Raw genomic sequence first — 17,881 nt, forward strand, 5'->3', positions numbered from 1 at the left:
CCGCCGGTGCCGGAGACCGGGCGGCTCACCGCGCCGGACCCAACGCGGTGCAGAGCGCGACCGGCTCGGCGGACCAGCGCAGCTGCTCCGCCGACAGGTCCGTCTCGACCACGTCGAAGCTGCCGAGGCAGAGGTCCTCCCAGAACTCGGTCTCCGCGTCCCGGGCCGGCAGCACCACCGTGATGTCCCCGGCGTAGATGGACGGCTCGTGGCGGGCGAGAGCGTCGCGTACCCCGGCCGTCGGCCCGTCCCCGGTGCCGGCCGCCGGGCGGTGAGCGGCGACCAGGCGCAGCCCCTCGACGAGCACCCCGCGTTCGGTCAGGTTCCGGGCCACCTCGACGGCGAGGACCGCCATCGGTCCGTGGGCGAGCAGCTCCACCTGGGGCAGGTCGGCGTCGACGACCGCCTGGGCGTACGCGGCGGCGGCGTTGTCCACCGAGGGCAGCAGGTCCAGCCCCGCGCCGGTGAACACCCAGGCCGGTGCGGCAGGGCGCAGCGCCGCGGCGAGCGGGGCGACCCCGTCGGCCGATCCCGTCTCGTCGGGCAGGAAGATCCGGGGCACGCCGGTGCCCTCGGCGTGCACGGCGACGAGCAGGTCGGCCCGGCGTTGCGGGCCGGTCTCCGTCGCCTGCTCCCCCGCCTCGGCGGCGGCGGTCAGCCACTGCGCGAGCCGGGCGACGGTCGCCAGCTCCAACAGGTTGCGCAGCACCTCGTCGAAGAACAGCGTGCGGGCCAGCGGAATCTCCTCGATGATCCGCCCGGCCAGCTGGGCGGCCACCAGCGAGTCCCCGCCCAGCTCGAACAGGTTGCCGTCGCGCCCGACCGGCGTGCTGAGGGCCTCGCTCCACATCGCGACCAGGTCGCGTTCGAGGTCGGTTTCGGGTGCCACCCCGGCCAGCCCGGTCTGCGCCCGGCTCTGCCGGCGGCCCAGCCGCCCGGCCAGGGACCGGCGGTCGATCTTGCCGTTGTCGGTGACCGGCAGCTCGTCGAGGATCTCCACGGTGCCCGGCACCATGTACTCGGGCAGCACGGCGCGCAGGTGGTCGGTGAGCGTCCGGGGGTGCGTGGGCGCGCGGTCGGCCTTGAACCGGGCGGCGAGCACGCACATGCCCATCCGCCCGACGAAGGTGTCCTCGGCGGGCAGGCAGACGGTGGCGTCCGCGCCGGCCCGGTCGAGGATGTCGCGCCACCGGTCGCGGGTGAGGAAGACCGCCCCGGTCCCGGCGCGGTCGTCGGTGAAGTCGCCGGTGGCGTCGTCCAGGCGGACCAGCAGCTCCAGCGACGTCATGATCTGGTAGTGGTCGCGGGTCATCTCCAGGGCCACCAGCCAGCCGCCGGGGGCGAGCAGCCCGCGCAGCCGCTCCAGGACCCGGTCGACGTCGGCGGTGGTGTGCAGCACGTCCCCCGCGACCACCAGGTCGAAGGAGTTGGGCGCGAGACCCTGCTCGGCGGGGTCGCCGTCCAGGTCGTACAGGCCGAACCGGACGCCCGGCACCTCGGCGAAGCGGGCCTGTGACTTCCCCACGAAGTAGGGCGACAGGTCGGTGCACAGGTAGTCGACGTCCTGTCCGGCGAGCGCGTCGAGGACCGCCGCCGTGGTGCCGCCGCCGCCCGCGCCGACCTCCAGCACGCGCAGCGGGCCGGGACGCCGGGACCGGGTGCCGAGCTCCGCCACGACGGCGCCGGCGGCCCGGTTGGCCCAGCGGTTGAAGACCGCCTCCTCGTAGAGCTGCTCGGAGACGTCGAGGCGGCCCTCGGGGAAGAGCAGCTGGAGCGGATCCTCGTCGCCGCGCAGCAGCGCCGGCAGGTGCCGGATGCTGGCCCGGAAGTAGTCCAGCAGGCGCTCCTCGCCCGGTAGCGCCACCGCGTCCACCGCGGCCCAGGCGGTGTCCAGCGCGTCCGGCGCGACGGTGCCGGTGAGCCGGTAGTGGTCGCCCTCGACGGTCAGCAGACCCTCGGTCACCAGTGCGGCGAGCCAACGGTGCAGCAGCCGGTGGTGCCGGGGCGCGGCCCCGGTGGCGGCGACGACCTCGGCGGCGGTCCGCCGGTCCTCGGGAGTGGTGAACATGCCGGCGCGGCGGAAGGTGTCCAGCATGGCGGGGAGGGCCACCTGGTCGAGCCGGTGGGCGTACTCCAGGTAGCGGTCCGGGTCGACCCCGTCGAGCGCGGCGTCGCCGGCCCGGACCGCGACGGCGGTCAGCCCGGCCACCTCCGGGGCCGGGGGTGTCGCGGTGGCGGGCTGCGCGAAGGCGACGAGCGTACGCTCCAACGGCTGGTCGCCCGCGACCAGTACCGCCGCCGCGGCGACGTCGGGATGACCCTGCAGGGCGGTCTCGATCTCGGCCAGCTCGATGCGGTGGCCACGGATCTTGACCTGGTGGTCCTCCCGGCCGAGGAACTCGATGTCCCCGTCGGGCAGGTAGCGGCCCAGGTCCCCGGTGCGGTAGAGGCGCTCACCGGTGGCCGGGTGCACGATGAACCGCTCCGCCGTGCGCTCGGGGTCGTGCAGGTAGCCGCGGGCCAGGCCGGCGCCGCCGATGTACAGCTCGCCGGTGACCCAGTCGGGGCAGGGCCGCAGCAGCGGGTCGAGGACGTGGAAGGTCTGGTTGGCCAGCGGCCGGCCGTACGGGATGCTGGCCCAGCCCTCGCCGACGGTGCCGATCGGGTAGTGGATCGACCAGATGGACGCCTCGGTCGCCCCGCCGAGGCTGACCACCGTCAGGCCGGGCACCTGGGCGCGGATCTGGTCGGGCAGGGCCACCGGGATCCAGTCGCCGGAGAGCATCGCCAGCCGCAGGGTGGGCAGCCCGACCCCGGCCACCCCGAGGTATCCGGAGAGCATCTGGAGTTGGGCCGGGACGGAGTTCCACACCGTCACGCCGTGGGTGGCCACCAGGTCGGCCCAGTGCGACGGGTCGGCCCGCCGTTCGGCGTCGGGGACGACCAGCGCGCCGCCGACGGACAGCGGGCCGAAGATGTCGTAGACCGACAGGTCGAAGCCGAGGTGGGAGAGGCCGAGCACCCGGTCCTGCGGGCCGACGGCGAACCGGGCGTTGATGTCGAGGACGGTGTTCAGCGCCGCCTCGTGGGTGATCATGACGCCCTTGGGCGTTCCGCTGGAGCCCGAGGTGTGGATGACGTACGCCAGGTCGGCGGGCTGCGCTCCGCCCGGTTCGGCCGGCGGGTCGGCGGGCGGCACCTCGTCCACCGCCAGCAGGGTCACCCCGGACGGCCACTGGCCGGCGGTCAGGGCGCGGGAGGTCAACACGTGCCGTACGCCGGCGCCGGTGAGGATCGTGTCGCGTCGGGCGGCGGGCTGCACCGTGTCCACCGGCACGTAGACGGCACCGGCGAGCAGCGCGCCGAGCACGGCCACGACCTGCTCCGGGCCGCGTTCCAGGGTCACCCCGACGAGGTCGCCGGGTGCGCAGCCCGCCGCGACGAGCCGGTCCGCGACGCCGGTGGCGTGGGCGGCCAGGTCGCGGTAGCTCAGGGTGGTGCTGCCGTGTACCACCGCCGGGGCGTCCGGGGTGAGCCGGGCCTGGGCGAGGACCGCGTCGTGCAGCCGGGCCCGGACCAGCGGTGCGGCGGTGGCGTTGACCTCCTCGCGACGTCGGCGCTGCCGCGGCGGCAGCAGGCTCGACGGGGGCCGCTGCCACGCCTGGTCGTCGGTGGCGAGCTGCCCCAGCAGCTGCTCGAAGGCGGCGAACATGTCGTCGACCACGCCGTCGGGCAGTACGCCCTCGCGGACGTCCCAGTTGGTCGACAGCCCGCCGTCACGCTCGGAGTTCTGGCAGTCGATGACGACCTGCGGGGTCTGGCTGATCCCGTAACCGAGCCGTCCCTGGGACACCGACTCCGTGGCGCCGGCCTCGCCGAGGCCGATCGCACTGGTGAAGACGACGGGGAACAGCGCCGCCTCGGCACCCCGCCGCCGGGTCACCTCCCGCATCACCTCGATGCCGGAGAACGCCCGGTGGTCCATGTCCTGCCACAGCTGGGCCTGCACGGCGCGGGCGTACCGGTCGAAGGTGTCCGCCCCGCGCTGGTCGACGGCGAGCAGCTCCACGCCGGTGAAGTCGCCGACGACGGCGGACACCTGCGGGTGCAGCGGCAGCCGGTTCAGCAGCGTGACGTTCAGGGTGAACGTGGGGCGACGGCTCCACGCGCCGATGACGTGCGCGTACGCGGCGAGCACCGCCCCGGACGGGCTGACGTCGTGCTGGCCCGCGTGCTTGCGCAACCCCTCCCACAGCTCGGGGGTCAGGGTGGTGGCCAGCCGGCGGAACCGGCCCTCGGTCTGCCGGGCGCGGGTGGTGACCGGCAGTTCCGGGCCCGGCGGCAGGTCGTCCACCCGGCGCAGCCAGTAGTCGCGGTCGGTCTCCCGGCGGCCGGCCGACCAGCTCCGCTCGGCCAGCAGGTAGTCCCGGAAGCCGATCTCCAGCTCGGGCAGCGGCCCGGTGTCGTGGTAGAGCCGGTGCAGCTCGTCGAGGATGATCTGGATGCTGACGAAGTCGGCGATCAGGAAGTCCACCGACACGTGCAGCACGGCCTCGTCGTCACCGCGGGTCAGCCGCGCCTCGAACAGCGGCCACACGTCGGGCCGGAACACCCGGTGGTCCATCGCCGAGCGCACCTCGACCACCCCGCGGTCGAACGCGTCACGGCCGCGGCCGCGCAGGTCGTCCACGGCGACCTGGTACTCCTCGACCTGCGGCAGCACCCGCTGCGAGCCGTCGATGTCGACCACCGCCCGGAGCATGTCGTGCCGGGCGATCAGGGTCCGCCAGGCGCGGGTCATCCGCTCCGGGTCCAGATCCGGGTAGTGCAGCTCGCCGTAGCCGTGGCAGGCGACGCCGCCGTAGGCGAAGGTGGAGCCGCGGCCCAGCAGGTACGCCGACTGCACCTCGGTGATCGGGAACGGCTCGTGCCGGTGCTCGGAGTCCGGTACGACGCGCGGCATCCCGCCGTCGGCCAGGTGGGCGAGGATCTCGTCGCGGCGGGCGCGCAGCAGGGTGCGCCGCTCGTCGGTCATGAAACCGGCGGGGGCCCGGAACTTCAGCGCGCCGTCCTCGGCCCACAGCCGCAGGCCGGCCCGTTCGAGGTCGGTGACCAGCCGCTGGACAGGGATGCGGGGGTCGTTGCTCATATGACACCTTCCTCGACGTCTTCGTCGGCTGACGTGCGGAGCTGCTCGTCGACAGCAGCCGCCAGGTCGGCCAGCACGGGTACGGCGAACAGTTGCCGCAGGGTCATGGCGACGCCGAACCGCTGCCGCAGCGTCTCCAGGAGGCGGGTGGCCAGCAGGCTGTCCCCACCCAGGGCGAAGAAGCTGTGTCGGCGGTCGACGACCGGCTGGTCGAGCAGCTGCGACCAGAGCGCGCCGAGGGTCTCCTCGGTCGGTCCCTTGGGTGGCTCGGCGGCGTCGTCGAGCGGGTCGGCGCGCAGCAGCGTGCCGAGTTGTTGCCGGTCGACCTTGCCGTTGCCGGTCAGCGGCAGCCGGTCCACCGTCACGACGTACTCGGGCACCATGTACGCGGGCAGCCGCTCGGCCAGCCAGCGCGCCAGCTCGGGCTCCGTGCCCTCGGTGGCGGGGACGACGGCGAGGCCGAGGTGCTGGCTCGGCGGCTGCCCGACGACCATCGCCACCGCCCGTGCGACGAGCGGGTGGGCCTCGGCGGCGGCCTCGATCTCGCCCAGCTCGATGCGGTGCCCGCGCACCTTGACCTGGAAGTCGACCCGGCCGAGGAACTCCAGTGTCCCGTCCGGCCAGTAGCGGCCCAGGTCTCCGGTGCGGTACCAGCGGCGGTCGTCGTCGACGGAGAACTGCCGGGCGGTCAGCTCCGGGGCGTTGCGGTAGCCCGAGGCCACCCCGGTGCCGCCGATGCGCAGCTCCCCGGGCACCCAGTCCGGGCAGTCCCGGCCGCGCGGGTCGGTCACCCGGTAGCGCTGGTTGCGCAGCGGGCGGCCGTACGGGATGGAACGCCAGTGTTCCGGCACCGTCTCGACCTCGTGGGCGTTGGACCAGATCGCGCCCTCGGTGGCGCCGCCGAGGGCGACGAACCGGGCGTGCGGGGCGACCCGGGCCAGCCGGTCGGGCAGGTCCAGGCCGATCCAGTCGCCGGAGAGCAGGGCCAGTCGCAGGCTGGCCGGCGGGTGCTCGCCGGCGGCCACGAGCAGCATGTCCAGCAGGGCGGGCACCGAGTTCCAGACGGTGACGTTCCACCGGCGGGCCAGCTCGGCCCAGCGGCGGGCTTCCCGGCGCTCCTCCTCGGCCGGCACGACCAGCGCCCCGCCCGCGGTCAGCAGGCCGAACACGTCGTAGACGGACAGGTCGAAGTCCAGTGCGGAGACGGCCAGCACCCGGTCGTCCGGCCCGACACCGTACCGGGAGTTGATGTCGGTCACCGTGTTGACGGCGGCCCGGTGGGTGATCTCCACGCCCTTCGGCTCGCCGGTGGAGCCGGAGGTGAAGATCGTGTAGGCGAGTGCCCGCGGGTCGACCGTCACCGGCCCGCGCAGTGCGGGTCCGGCCACGTCGGGAGCCACGGTCGGCAGGTGGTGCACACCGGGCCGGCCCACCACGGCGGTCACCTGCGCCTTGGCGTAGATCCGGTCGCGGCGGGCGGCGGGCTGGTCGACGCTGACCGGCACGTACGACGCCCCGGCGGCGAGCACGCCGAGCACCGCGGCGACCTGGTCCGGTCCGCGGGGCACGGTGACGGCGACGGCGTCGCCCGGTTCCACCCCGGCGCGCAGCAGCGCCCCGGCGATCCGCAGCGCCCGGTTCGCCAACTCGCCGTAGCTGACCGACGTCTCGCCGTAGGCGACCGCGAGCCGGTCGGGATCGCGGGTGGCGTTGGCGAAGAACGGCCCGTGCAGGGTGTGGTCGGGGGCCGGCGCGTCGGTGGCGTTGACGGCGGCGCGGACCGCGCGCTGCTCCGACGGCAGCATGTCCGGCAGCGGCCGGTCCCACTCGCCGTCGGCGAGCCAGCACAGCAGCCGGTGGTAGGCGTCGAACATGGCGTCGAGCAGCCCGTCGGGGAAGAGCTCGTCGACGCTGTCCCAGTTGAAGGTGAGCCCGCCGTCGCGCTCCATCACCTGGTTGTCCAGCCACACCTGCGGGGTCTGCGAGACGCCCCAGGTCAGCTCGCCGAACGGGAACCGCATGTTGACCAGGTCGGCGGCGACCCCGAGGGCGCTGGTGAACACGATCGGCATGCTCACCGTGCCGCCGTCGCGACGGCGGGCCAGCTCCCGCAGCACCCACAGGGCGGAGACGTCGTTGTGTTCCAGCCCGGCCCACAGGTCCTGCTGGAACAGGTGGGCGGTCTCCCGCCACGACCGCCCGGCCGCGCCCCGGTAGCCGACCAGCACCAGCGAGGTGAAGTCGCCGAGGATCGCGCCGATGTCCGGGTGCACGTCGTGACGCTGGAACATGGTCAGGTTGAGGGTCAGCGCGTCCTGGCCGCTGTAGGCGCTGAGCACCTCGGCGTACGCGGTGGCGAGCACGGCCGCCGGGGTGAGCCGGTGGTCGCGGGCGCGGCGGGTGATCGCCGCCCACTGCCGGGGGGTGAGGCTGCGTTCCCGGCGGACGAACCGCGGGGCGACCAGGGTCTCCGGGTCGACGGCCAGCGGCAGCGCGGGGGGCGGGGCGATGTCGTCGAGCCGTCCACGCCAGTACGCCTGCGCCTGCCCGACCACCTCCGGTGGTGGCGTCGCGCCGAGCACGTAGTCGCGGAACGACACGCCCAGGGGCCGCAGTGCGGCGTCGGGGTCGCGGTAGAGGGTGGACAGCTCGGCGAAGAAGACGACGATGCTCAGCGCGTCCAGCACGATGTAGTCGAAGCTGAACGCGACGCGGGTGCCGCCGGGGTGCCGGACGGCCTGGATGTCGATCAGTGGCCACCGGGACGGGTCCGGGATCCGGTGGGACAGCTCCTCGCGCAGTGTCGCCAGGTGTTCGTGCCCGTCGTGGACGGTGATGGTGAACGGCGGCACCTCGGGCAGGATCCGCTGGTCGCCGTTGTCGTCGAAGACGGCGCGGAGCATCTCGTGCCGGGCGATCAGGGTGTTGACGGCACGACCCAGCCGGTCGAGGTCGACGTCCCCGCCGTCGAACTCCCAGTACCAGTGGGAGCCGACCCCACCGAGGGCGAAGTCGTCGGTGCGCCCCATCCAGTACGCGCGCTGCACGTCGGTGGGCGGGAACGGATCGTGCCGGTGGGCCGGGTCGGCGGCCAGCTCACGCCGTCCGGTGCGGGTGGCCGCCGTGCCCTCGGCGCGCAGCGGCAGGGCGAAGCCGGCCAGGTCGCGGGCGTGGAACAGGTGACGCAGTTCGGCGCCGACGATGCCGGCCTCCCGCAGCCGGGTCAGCAGTCGGGTGGCGACCAGGCTGTCGCCGCCGAGGGCGAAGAAGTTGTCCTCCCGGGACACCTCGGGCACGGCGAGCAGCTCCGACCAGAGGGCGGCCACCGTCGTCTCGACCTCGCCGCGCGGCGGGGTGCCCGCGACGGTGGGCCGGGCGGCGAGCAGCTCGGGGAGCCGGCCGCGGTCGATCTTGCCGTTGGCGGAGAGCGGGAACGCGTCGAGGACCACCACGACGGCCGGCACCATGTACGGCGGCAGCTGGTCGGCGGCCCGCTGGCGGATCGCCTGGGGGTCCGCGTCGGCGCGGACGACGGTGACCGCGGCGGCGAGGCTGGTGCCGTCGACCACGTGGGCGGCGGCGCGGGCGACGTCGGGATCACGCTCCAGCGCGGCCTCGATCTCGCCGAGCTCGATCCGGTGTCCCCGGATCTTCACCTGGAAGTCGGTACGCCCGAGGAAGTCCACCGTGCCGTCCGGCCAGTACCGGGCCAGGTCGCCGGTGCGGTACCAGCGCTGCCCCGCGTGCTCGACGAAGCGGTCGGCGGTGCGCTGCGGGTCACCGGCGTAGCCGGCGGCCACCGACCGGCCGCCGATCCACAGTTCGCCGGGCACCCAGTCCGGCCGGTCCCGGCCGTGTTCGTCGACGACCCGCATGAGCTGGTTGCGCAGCGGCACGCCGTACGGCACCGACCGCCAGTGCGGCGGCGGGTCCGCCGGGGCGAGTTGCACGGTGGAGTGGATCGCCGTCTCGGTGGTGCCGCCGAGGCCGTAGAGCCGGCTGTCCGGGGCCAGGCGGGCGAGCCGGCCGGCCAGGTCGAGGCCGACCCGGTCACCGCCGAGCACGGCGAGCCGCAGCGGCAGCGGGCCGTCGTCCGTCGCCTCGGCCTGGGTCAGCAGCAGATCGAGCAGGGCCGGTACGGACTGCCAGACGGTCACCCGGTGCCGGTGGACCAGGCGGAGCCAGGCGGTCGGGTCGCGGCGGGTGTCCTCGTCCACGGTGACGACGGCACCGCCCCTGCCGAGCAGGGCGAACATGTCGAACACCGACAGGTCGAAGTCGAGTGCCGAGACCGCGAGGACCCGGTCGTCCGGGCCGATGTCGAACCGTCGCACCAGGTCGTCGAGGGTGTTGCGGGCTGCCCGGTGCGGCACCCGCACGCCCTTCGGGGTGCCGGTGGAGCCGGAGGTGAACAGCAGGTAGGCGTCCTGCCCGGGATCGACCGTCGGGACGTCGGCGCGCAGCGGCACACCGGCGGTGGGGACGGTCAGCACCGTCGACGGGTCGGCCGACCCGGGCGCGGTCGACGCGGTGGTGACCGTGAAGCGGGCCCGGGCGGTGGCCCGGATCAGTTCACGCCGGGCGGCGGGCTGGTCGACGCCGACCGGTACGTAGACCCCGCCGGCCCGCAGCACGCCGAGCACGGCCACGATCTGGTCGGGGCCCTTGGGCAGGGTGACGGCGACGGCGTCGCCGGGGGTCAGGCCACGGGTGGTCAGCTCGTCGGCGAGCGCCTGGGCGCGGCCCGCCAGGTCGCCGTAGGTGAGCACGCTCGTCGGGTCGGTGCCGGACAGGACCGCCGGCCGGTCGGGCTCGCGGGCCGCGAGGGCGAACACGTCACGGTGCAGGGGCGCGTCGTCGGTGGGGCCGGCGGTGTCGTTGGCCGCCGCCCGCACCGCCGCCGTGTGCGCGGGCAGCGCGACCGGTGCCCGCTCGGACCAGTCGGTGGCCGGGTCCAGCAGCCAGTCGACGATGCCCAGGTACGCGGCGAACATGTCGGCGACGAACCCGTCGGGGAACAGCTCGTCCACGACGTCCCAGTTGAGGTAGAGGCCGTCCTCCCGCTCGGTGATCTGGTAGTCGAGCCAGACCTGCGGGGTCTGGGACATCGTCCAGCCGGGCGTGCCGAAGCAGTCGCGGACCTCGGCGTCGAACAGCTCGCCGAGGCTCAACGCGCTGGTGAAGACGACGGGTGCGCCGACGGGCTGGCCGCTGCGGGCACGGGACAGGTCGCGCAGCACGTCGACCCCGCTGTACGCGGAGTGCGCGGCGTCGCTGCGCAGCCGGTCCTGTTGCCGGCGGACGAGGTCGACGAAGCCGGCCGGGCCGGTGGTGTCGATCTCCAGCAGGATCAGGTTGGTGAAGTCGCCGACGATCTCGCCGACCTCGGGGTGGACGGGGCGGCGGTCGTACATCGGCAGGTTCAGCACGAACCGGCCGGTGCTGCTCCAGGCGGCGAGCACCTCCGCGAAGGCGGTGAGGAACACCATCGACAGGGTGACCCCCGCCGACGCCGAACGCCGTTCCAGGTCGGCCTGCTGCGCCGGGGTGAGCCAGTGGTAGCGGCGGACCACCTGGTGGCTGGTGACGCCGGCCGGGTCTACTGCGGTCGGCAGTTGGGGCGGGCCGGGCAGGGTGTCCAGCCGCTCGCGCCAGTACCCGCGGGCCCGGTCGCGCGCCTCGTCCGGGCGGGCGGCGACGGTGGCCAGGTAGGCGGGGTAGCTGAGGCCGACCGGAGGCGTCCGGCGGTCGGGGTCGCGGTAGAAGGCCGCCAGGTCGGACAGGATCAGGCGGAAGCTGTGCGCGTCGGCGACCAGCATCTCGACGTGCACGTGTACCCGGGTCGCGCCGCCGGGCAGCAGGGACAGCTGGATGTCGAAGGTCTCCGCCTGCTCCACCCGCAGCCGCCGGTGGGACAGTCGGTGCCGCAGCCGCGCCAGCTCCTCCTCGCACCGCGCCGGCGGCAGGTCCCGCAGGTCGTGCACGGTCAGACCGGGCCACGGGCTCTCCGGCCGGATGCGCTGGGTGCCGTCGGCGTGGAACTCCGCCCGGAGCATCCCGTGTCGCCGCAGCACGGCGCGGACGGCGGCGTCGAGCCGGTCGGGCTCGACGCCGGTGCCGTCGAACTCGTTGTAGAAGTGGGCGCCGACGCCGCCCAGCGGCTGTCCGTCGGCCCGGCCCACCCAGTACGCGTGCTGCATGGTGGCCAGGCCGAACGGCGCGGATTCGTCGACCACCACCGGCGGCAGGGGAGCCGGTCGGGCCTCGGTGTGCCGCTCCTCGATCAGGCCCCACCACTGCGCGAGGGTGCGCCATTCGATGAGGGTGCTGAAGGTGACCGGTGCGCCCTGACGGTGCCAGCGGCTGGCCAGCCGCATGAGCGCGATCGAGTCCAGGCCGAGCATCAGCAGATCGTCGTCGTCACCCACCGACGACGGCGGGCAGCCGAGAGCCTCCGCGACGTCTGCCCGCATGCCGTCGAGGGTCAGGGTCGTTTCGGTGTCGGCGGCAGCGTCCAATGTCGCGTCTCCTCGGTAAGGCTCTACCACGTCTCCGGTATGACGTCTCCGGTCGGCTGGCGCTAAGCTATCAGCGACTTTCGACTCGGGTCTAGAGATAGTCGGCAACACTAGGAAAGACTCGCCACGAAGGCGAGGCGGAAGACGCCGCCGGACGGGAGGCACGGCGTGGGCGAGCGACTCGGCGGCGACGAGTGCCTGATCTGGCGGTGCCCGGTCGGGCCGGCCCCCGGGCGGCTGTCCGCCCTGCTCGACGACGCCGAACGGGCGCGGGCCCGGGCGCTGGGCCACGAGCAGGCCCGGGCGCGTTTCGTCACCGGCCGGGTCACCGCCCGGCTGCTGGCCGCCCGACACGCCGACACGGATCCCCGCGACGTCGTCTTCTCCTCGACCTGCCGGCACTGCGCCGGCCCGCACGGTCGGCTGGAGGTGCACACCCGCACGGGTGTGCTGCACGTGTCGGTGTCCCACTCGGCGGCACGGGTCGTGGTGGCGATCGCCCGCGACACCGTGTGCGGGGTGGACATCGAACGGGTGGCGTTGCGGGGCGGTCGGATCCCGGTCTCGGCACTGTCCCCGGCGGAGCGTCGGGTGCTCGACGACCTGCCCGAGCAGCGGCGACTCGCCGGGTTCATCCGGTACTGGACCCGCAAGGAGGCCGTCCTCAAGGCGACCGGGGACGGTCTCGTGCTGTCCCCGGCCGACCTCACCGTCAGCGCCCCGGATGCCCCCGCATCCCTGTTGAGCTGGGCGAACCGTCCACCTCCGCACGTCGAGGTGCACCTGAGCGACCTGGCCGTCGGCGACGGTTACCGGGGCGCGCTGGCCACGCTCGGGCGCCGGCTGACGGTCGTCGAGTGCGATGTCGACCCTTGCGAAAAGGCGAGTCGCCTATGATGTCCACACCGCATGGATGGACTACCCGAGAAGAGGTTTCATGTCGGACCGATCGTTCTCCCCGGTCATTCCCTTCCTGCGCTACCAGGACCCGACCGCCGCCGTCGACTGGCTGGTCGACGCGTTCGGCCTGGAGCGTTTCGACATCACCGAGGTCGACGGCGAGGTGGTGCACGCCGAGCTGAGCTGGGGAGACTCCACGATCCAGCTCGGCGGCGGCGGTCCGCACGACACGCTGGGCATGGTCAGCCCGCGCGACCTGCCGGCCACCAGCGGCGGCATCTACATCTGCGTCGGTGACGCGGCCGACGTCGACAAGCACCACGCCCGGGCGGTGCAGGCCGGCGCCAAGCTGGTCTACGACCTGCACGACACCTCGTACGGCTCGCGTGACTACGGAGCCTACGACCTGGAGGGGCACGTGTGGTGCTTCGGCAGCTACCTGCCCCGGAAAGCCTCGGCATAGGGTTTTCGGCAAACACGCGTAAAGACTTGCCCAGGCGGCGGGTTCGGGCCAAGACTGGCAGGTATGGATGCCTCCGGCCTGCCGCCCCGGTTCGACGCGCTCGACCCCGCCGTCCTGGAAGACCCCTACCCGACCTACGCCCGGCTACGTGAGGCCGGGCCGCTGTGCCGGTTCGGCCCCGGCAGCTGGGGCGTGACCCGGCACGCCGACGTGGTGGCCCTGCAGAAGGACCCCCGGCTGGGCAGCGAGTTCCCCGAGGCGTACCACCACCTGTCGGTGGGCGAGGGGGCCGCCAGCCGCTTCTTCCAGCGCATCATGCTCTACCGCGACCCGCCGGACCACGTCCGGTTGCGGCGGCTGATGAGCGGCGCCTTCACCCCGGCCGTGGTCCGGCGGATGCGCGGCTACATCGAGCGGACCGTGGACGACCTGCTGGCCCCGGCGTTGGACGGCGGCGACTACGACGTGGTGCGCGACCTGGCGTACCCGCTGCCCGTGCTGGTGGTGTCGACGTTGATGGGCATTCCGCCCGAGGCGCACGAGGACGTCCGCCAGCACGCCGTCCGGCTCGGGCGGGCGTTCAGCGCGATCGTGCCGGAGCAGGCCCGGGGGGCGGCGCACGAGTCGGTGGAGTGGCTGCGCGCGTACATCGGCGGTCTGCTCGACGAGCGCCGCAAGGCCCCCGGGGACGACCTGCTGTCGACGCTGTTGCAGGTCGACGAGGACGGGGACCGGCTCAGCCACGACGAGATCGTGGACAACACCGTCTTCTCGTTCTTCGCCGGCTTCGAGACGACCGTGCACCTGATCACCAACGGGTTCGCCGCACTGCTGCGGGCACCGGACCAGTTCGCCCTGCTGCGGGCGAACCCCGGCCTGGTGCCCGGTGCGGTGGAGGAGTTCCTCCGCTTCGAGGCGCCCATCCAGGGCACCGCCCGGCTGGTCCGGGAGCCGGTCCGGGTCGGCTCGCGCACCATCCGGGCCGGACGGGTGCTGGTGCTGATGCTCGGCTCGGCCAACCACGACGAGGCGGTCTTCCGCTCCCCCGGCACGCTGGACGTCACCCGTGACCCGAATCCGCACGTCACCTTCGGTGGCGGCGGTCACCTGTGCCTGGGGGCGTTCCTGGCCCGTACGGAGGCACAGGTGGTCTTCGACTGGGTGCTGCGCCGCACCCGCTCGGTGGAGCAGGCCGGCGCGCTGGTCCGGGAGACCGACACGCCGTTCCGGGCCTTCGCCCACGTGCCGTTGGCCGTCAAGCCCGGCTGAGCCTCCCGCCGTGGCCCGGAGGGGGCCTGCCCGGTCGTGGACCGGGCAGGCCTCCCGGGGGGGTGTGCGCCCGGCAGGCCTCCCGGGGTGTGCGCCGGGCAGGCCCTCCGGAGGTGCGCCGGGACCGGTTCAGGCGGGCGTGGCGGCGAGGATGGTCAGCGTGGCGGTCGGCCGGACGGTGTCCAGCCGCAGCCCGGCACGCTCCAGCAGGACGGCGGTCTCCTCGGCCGTGCGGTGGGTGCCGCCGGTGAGCACCAGCGTGTGCACGTCGTAGAGCTTCGCCACGTCGAAGGTGTCCCCCGGCGGCAGGACGGCCTCCAGCAACAGCAGGCGGCTGTCCGGCCGCATCGCCTCCCGGACCCGCCGCAGCACCGCCACCACCTGGTCGTCGTCGAACCCGGGCAGCACCGTCTTGAGCAGGTACGCGTCCGCACCGCCGGGCAGCTCGTCGAAGAAGCTGCCGGGGACGATCGCGCACCGGTCGCGCACCCCGGCCTCGGTGAGGACCCGGTCCGCCGCCGCCACGACGTGCGGCAGGTCCAGCAGGGTGCCGCGCATCGCCGGATAGCGTCCGAGCAGCCCGGCGAGGAAGCCGCCGTCGCCGCCGCCGACGTCGACCACGTGTGCCAGCTCCCCCCACGGGTGACAGGGCAGCACGGTACGCAGGTGCAGCCGGGTGATCGCGTGCATCCAGCGGTCGACCCGCCGGCTCTCCTGCGGATTGTCGGCCAGGTGGCTCCAGTAGTCGGTGCCGTGCGCCCGGTCGAAGGCGGCCTCGCCGGTGCGCAGGCTGTGCGGCAGCTCCGCCCAGGCCTGCACGTCGGAGGCGAGCAGGGTGTACACGGCGCGCATCGACATCGGGTGGTCGCTGCGCAGCGGCTGGGCCAGCGGGGTCAGGGCGAACACCTCCGGCTCCGGCTCGGTGAAGATGCCCTTGGCCGCCAGCGCCCGCAGCGCCCGGCACAGTGACCGCTCGTGCGCGCCGGACTCGGCGGCGAGTTCGGCCACCGGCCGGGGCCCGTCGGCGAGCAGGTCGGCGATGCCCAGGTCGCTCACCGCCCGGGCCGTCATCGGCACGATGACGTCGGTCAGTTCCGCCAGCCGCATCAGCGACGCCAGGTCCATCGGCGGCCGCTGCCGGACGCCCGTTCGTTCAGCCACCACGCCTGCCCTCCACGAATTGGATCAGGTCCAGCCGGACGAGGCCGTCCCGCACCCGGGGGGTCATCAGTCCGATCTGGTCCAGTGCCCGGCCCACCCGGGAGAAGATGGCCTGCCGGTAGGCGACCATCAGCTCGTTGCGGGCGGCGAAGTCGAGTCCCTCGGTCATCGGGATCTCCATGCGTTCCCAGATGTCGCCGAGGAGGAACCGGCGGCGGATCAGGGCCGCGGACTCCAGCACCAGTTCCTCCCGCTCGGTGCGCTCCCGGGAGGTCATCTCGTCGTACAGGCCGCGCAGCGTCAGGACGCCGAACGACACGTGCCGGGCCTCGTCCCGGGCCACCAGCCCGGTGATCTGCTTGATCAGCGGGTCGTGGAAGGTGCTGTGGGCCAGCCGGAAGGCGGCCATCGCCAGCGCCTCGACCATGATCTGCATGCCCAGCGAGATGACGTCCCAGCGGTTGTCCTCGAGGATGTCGGTGAGCAGCAGCTCCAGCGGCTCGGAGATCGGGTACGGCCGCTGGATCTTCTCGCGCAGGTAGCGGGAGAAGACCTCCACGTGGCGTGCCTCGTCGACGGCCTGGGTGGCGGCGTACAGCTTGCTGTCCAGGCCCGAGACGATCTCCACCAGCCGGGCGGCGACCACCATGGCCGCCTGCTCGCCGTGCAGGAACTGGCTGACCATCCATGCCTGGAGCTCCCACCGGAACTCGTCCCAGGCCGGCCGGCCCCGGGGGGCGAGCGGCGAGGCGGCGAACCCGGCCATGGCGAAGGCGGAGTCGTCGGGCAGCGGCGACCCGAAGGGTACGTCGAGACGCCAGTCGATCTCGTCGACGCTCCACTGTGCCTGCTTGGCCCGCTGGTAGAGCGACACGGTACGGGTGTCGGAGGGCTCGTAGTCCCAGTTGAGCCGGGCGTCCTGGGTCGAACGCACTACCAACTCGCTCATAGCAGTAAAGACTAGTTCGCCAGGCACGCAAAGCCAACGGCAAAGGCTATGGTGCTATCTGTGGAAGCACGCGAGACACCAGCCTCGGTCTCCCAGCGGCTGCTGTGGATGATCAAGCACTACCGGTCGGACTTCGGCGCGCTGAACTGCCCGGTCGTCTGCCGCATCGTCGGCGACCTGGACGGACCGGCGTTGCAGGCGGCGGTCGACGCGCTCGTGGCACGGCACGAGGCGCTGCGGACGACCTTCCACGGCCGCGGCGCTCGTCTCGTACAGCGCGTGCACCCGCCCCGCCCGCAGCCGCTGGTCTGGGCCGACCTGGCGACGGGTGAGTCGCCACAGGTGGCGCTGGCCCGGGACCTCCAGACGCCGATCGACCCCGGGCAGTGGCCGACGCGGGCCAGCGTCTGGCGGGTCGGTGCGACCGAGCACCTGTTCTGCCTGAACCTGCACCACCTGGTCACCGACGCGTGGTCCACCGGCATCCTGCTGCGCGACCTGGTCGCCTGCTACGACGCCGCCTGCGGCGGGGCCGCCGTCCCCGCCCCGCGGGGCTGGCAGATGTCCCGCTTCGCGCAGGCGCAACAGGAGCTGCTGGCCTCGGACCGGCTGGGCCGCTACCAGCGGTACTGGCGACAGCAGCTGGCGGGCAGCCAGATCCCCCGGCTGGACGCGCTCTACCCGGCCGCGGACGCCGACGGCGCGGGCGCGGACGCCGACGGCGCGGGCGCGGCGGCGCCCCGGTCCGTCGCGGCCGAACTGCCGGCGGCGACGGTGGCCGGGCTGCGGGAGCTGGCGCGGCGGGAGAGGACGACCATGTTCACGGTGCTGCTGGCCGCCTTCCACACCCAGCTGCACCGCCTGACCGGTCAGCCCGACCTGGCGGTGGCGTCGATGTTCGCCAACCGGTCCCGGCCCGAGGTCCGCGACACCGTCGGCCTGCTCGCCGGCATGGTGCTGCTGCGTGCCCAGGTCGCCCGGCAGAACAGCTTCGCGGAACTGGTACGCCACCTGCACGCCGCGGTGATCAGCGCGTTCGCCTACCAGGACCTGCCCTTCCACCTGCTGCCGACCGGGCTCGTGGACACCGGCGGCGGGCGGGCCGACGACGTGATGTTCAACGTGATGTCGCCGTTGCGGCACGACCTGACCGGCGGCGGGGCGCGGTTCGAGCTGGTCGTCCCGACGGAGATCGGCAGCCGCTTCCCGTTCGAGCTGGCCCTGGCCCCGGTGGGTGAGCACCGGGTGCAGGCCGTGCTGTTCCGCGCCGGCGGATGGGCCGACCCGGCGCTGGGGCAGGAGTTCCTGGCCGGCTACCTGGAGGTGGCGGCAGCGGCGGCGCACCGCCCGGACGCCGGGCTGCCGGCCCGGGGGTAACCAGTCACCGCGACGGTATTGACAGCATCACACGCATCCTGAGAACCTCCCAGAACATACTCGTAAAGGCACGTGGATAGCAGGAAAGGCAAGTG

General features: G+C 73.7%; 8 protein-coding genes. 4 read left to right on the forward strand and 4 right to left on the reverse strand.

Annotation, left to right across the window (positions count from 1 at the left end; genetic code table 11):
* Positions 1–25: 25 nt before the first annotated feature.
* Positions 26–5,149 carry a non-ribosomal peptide synthetase gene (locus GA0070623_RS07915; RefSeq protein ID WP_067302556.1) on the reverse strand — a complete coding sequence of 1,708 codons (5,124 nt, stop codon included), beginning with the start codon at positions 5,147–5,149 and terminating at the stop codon, positions 26–28.
* Entirely contained in the window at positions 5,146–11,667 is a 6,522-nt protein-coding gene (locus GA0070623_RS07920) for an amino acid adenylation domain-containing protein (RefSeq protein WP_407937969.1), read from the reverse strand. The genes GA0070623_RS07915 and GA0070623_RS07920 overlap by 4 nt, the downstream gene beginning before the upstream one ends.
* A 168-nt stretch (positions 11,668–11,835) precedes the next feature.
* Here GA0070623_RS07920 and GA0070623_RS07925 point away from each other — a divergent pair, with 168 nt between their 5' ends.
* The 3 genes from GA0070623_RS07925 (at position 11,836) to GA0070623_RS07935 (ending at position 14,299) form a co-directional block, all read left to right on the forward strand.
* Positions 11,836–12,564, forward strand: a complete 729-nt coding sequence (locus tag GA0070623_RS07925) for a 4'-phosphopantetheinyl transferase family protein (protein WP_067302553.1) — start codon at positions 11,836–11,838, stop codon at positions 12,562–12,564.
* A 40-nt stretch (positions 12,565–12,604) separates the two neighbouring features.
* Positions 12,605–13,030, forward strand: coding sequence for a VOC family protein (locus GA0070623_RS07930; RefSeq protein ID WP_067302551.1), 426 nt, complete (start codon positions 12,605–12,607; stop codon positions 13,028–13,030).
* Between the two features lie 63 nt (positions 13,031–13,093).
* On the forward strand, positions 13,094–14,299 hold the full coding sequence (locus GA0070623_RS07935; RefSeq protein WP_067302548.1) for a cytochrome P450: 1,206 nt from the start codon (positions 13,094–13,096) through the stop codon (positions 14,297–14,299).
* Between the two features lie 129 nt (positions 14,300–14,428).
* On the opposite strand, the gene GA0070623_RS07940 is transcribed toward GA0070623_RS07935, so the two are convergent.
* A complete protein-coding gene (locus GA0070623_RS07940) occupies positions 14,429–15,424 on the reverse strand; it encodes a methyltransferase (RefSeq protein ID WP_067302545.1) in 996 nt (331 codons plus the stop codon).
* 28 nt (positions 15,425–15,452) lie between these two features.
* Positions 15,453–16,409: a ferritin-like domain-containing protein gene (locus tag GA0070623_RS07945; RefSeq protein WP_067302542.1), complete on the reverse strand. Its 957-nt coding sequence runs from the start codon at positions 16,407–16,409 to the stop codon at positions 15,453–15,455.
* Positions 16,410–16,469: 60 nt separating this feature from the next.
* On the opposite strand from GA0070623_RS07945, the gene GA0070623_RS07950 reads away from it, so the two are divergent.
* Positions 16,470–17,786, forward strand: coding sequence for a condensation domain-containing protein (locus GA0070623_RS07950; protein ID WP_231932713.1), 1,317 nt, complete (start codon positions 16,470–16,472; stop codon positions 17,784–17,786).
* Positions 17,787–17,881: the final 95 nt, after the last annotated feature.

Source organism: Micromonospora rifamycinica (assembly GCF_900090265.1).
Classification (GTDB): Bacteria; Actinomycetota; Actinomycetes; order Mycobacteriales; family Micromonosporaceae; genus Micromonospora; species Micromonospora rifamycinica.

Bases quoted from the DNA above. Each gene is read 5' to 3' on its own strand.
- GA0070623_RS07915 (WP_067302556.1), bottom strand. From the start codon at position 5,149: ATGAGCAACGACCCCCGCATCCCTGTCCAGCGGCTGGTCACCGACCTC.
- GA0070623_RS07930 (WP_067302551.1), top strand. From the start codon at position 12,605: ATGTCGGACCGATCGTTCTCCCCGGTCATTCCCTTCCTGCGCTACCAG.
- GA0070623_RS07935 (WP_067302548.1), top strand. From the start codon at position 13,094: ATGGATGCCTCCGGCCTGCCGCCCCGGTTCGACGCGCTCGACCCCGCC.
- GA0070623_RS07940 (WP_067302545.1), bottom strand. From the start codon at position 15,424: ATGGACCTGGCGTCGCTGATGCGGCTGGCGGAACTGACCGACGTCATC.
- GA0070623_RS07945 (WP_067302542.1), bottom strand. From the start codon at position 16,409: ATGAGCGAGTTGGTAGTGCGTTCGACCCAGGACGCCCGGCTCAACTGG.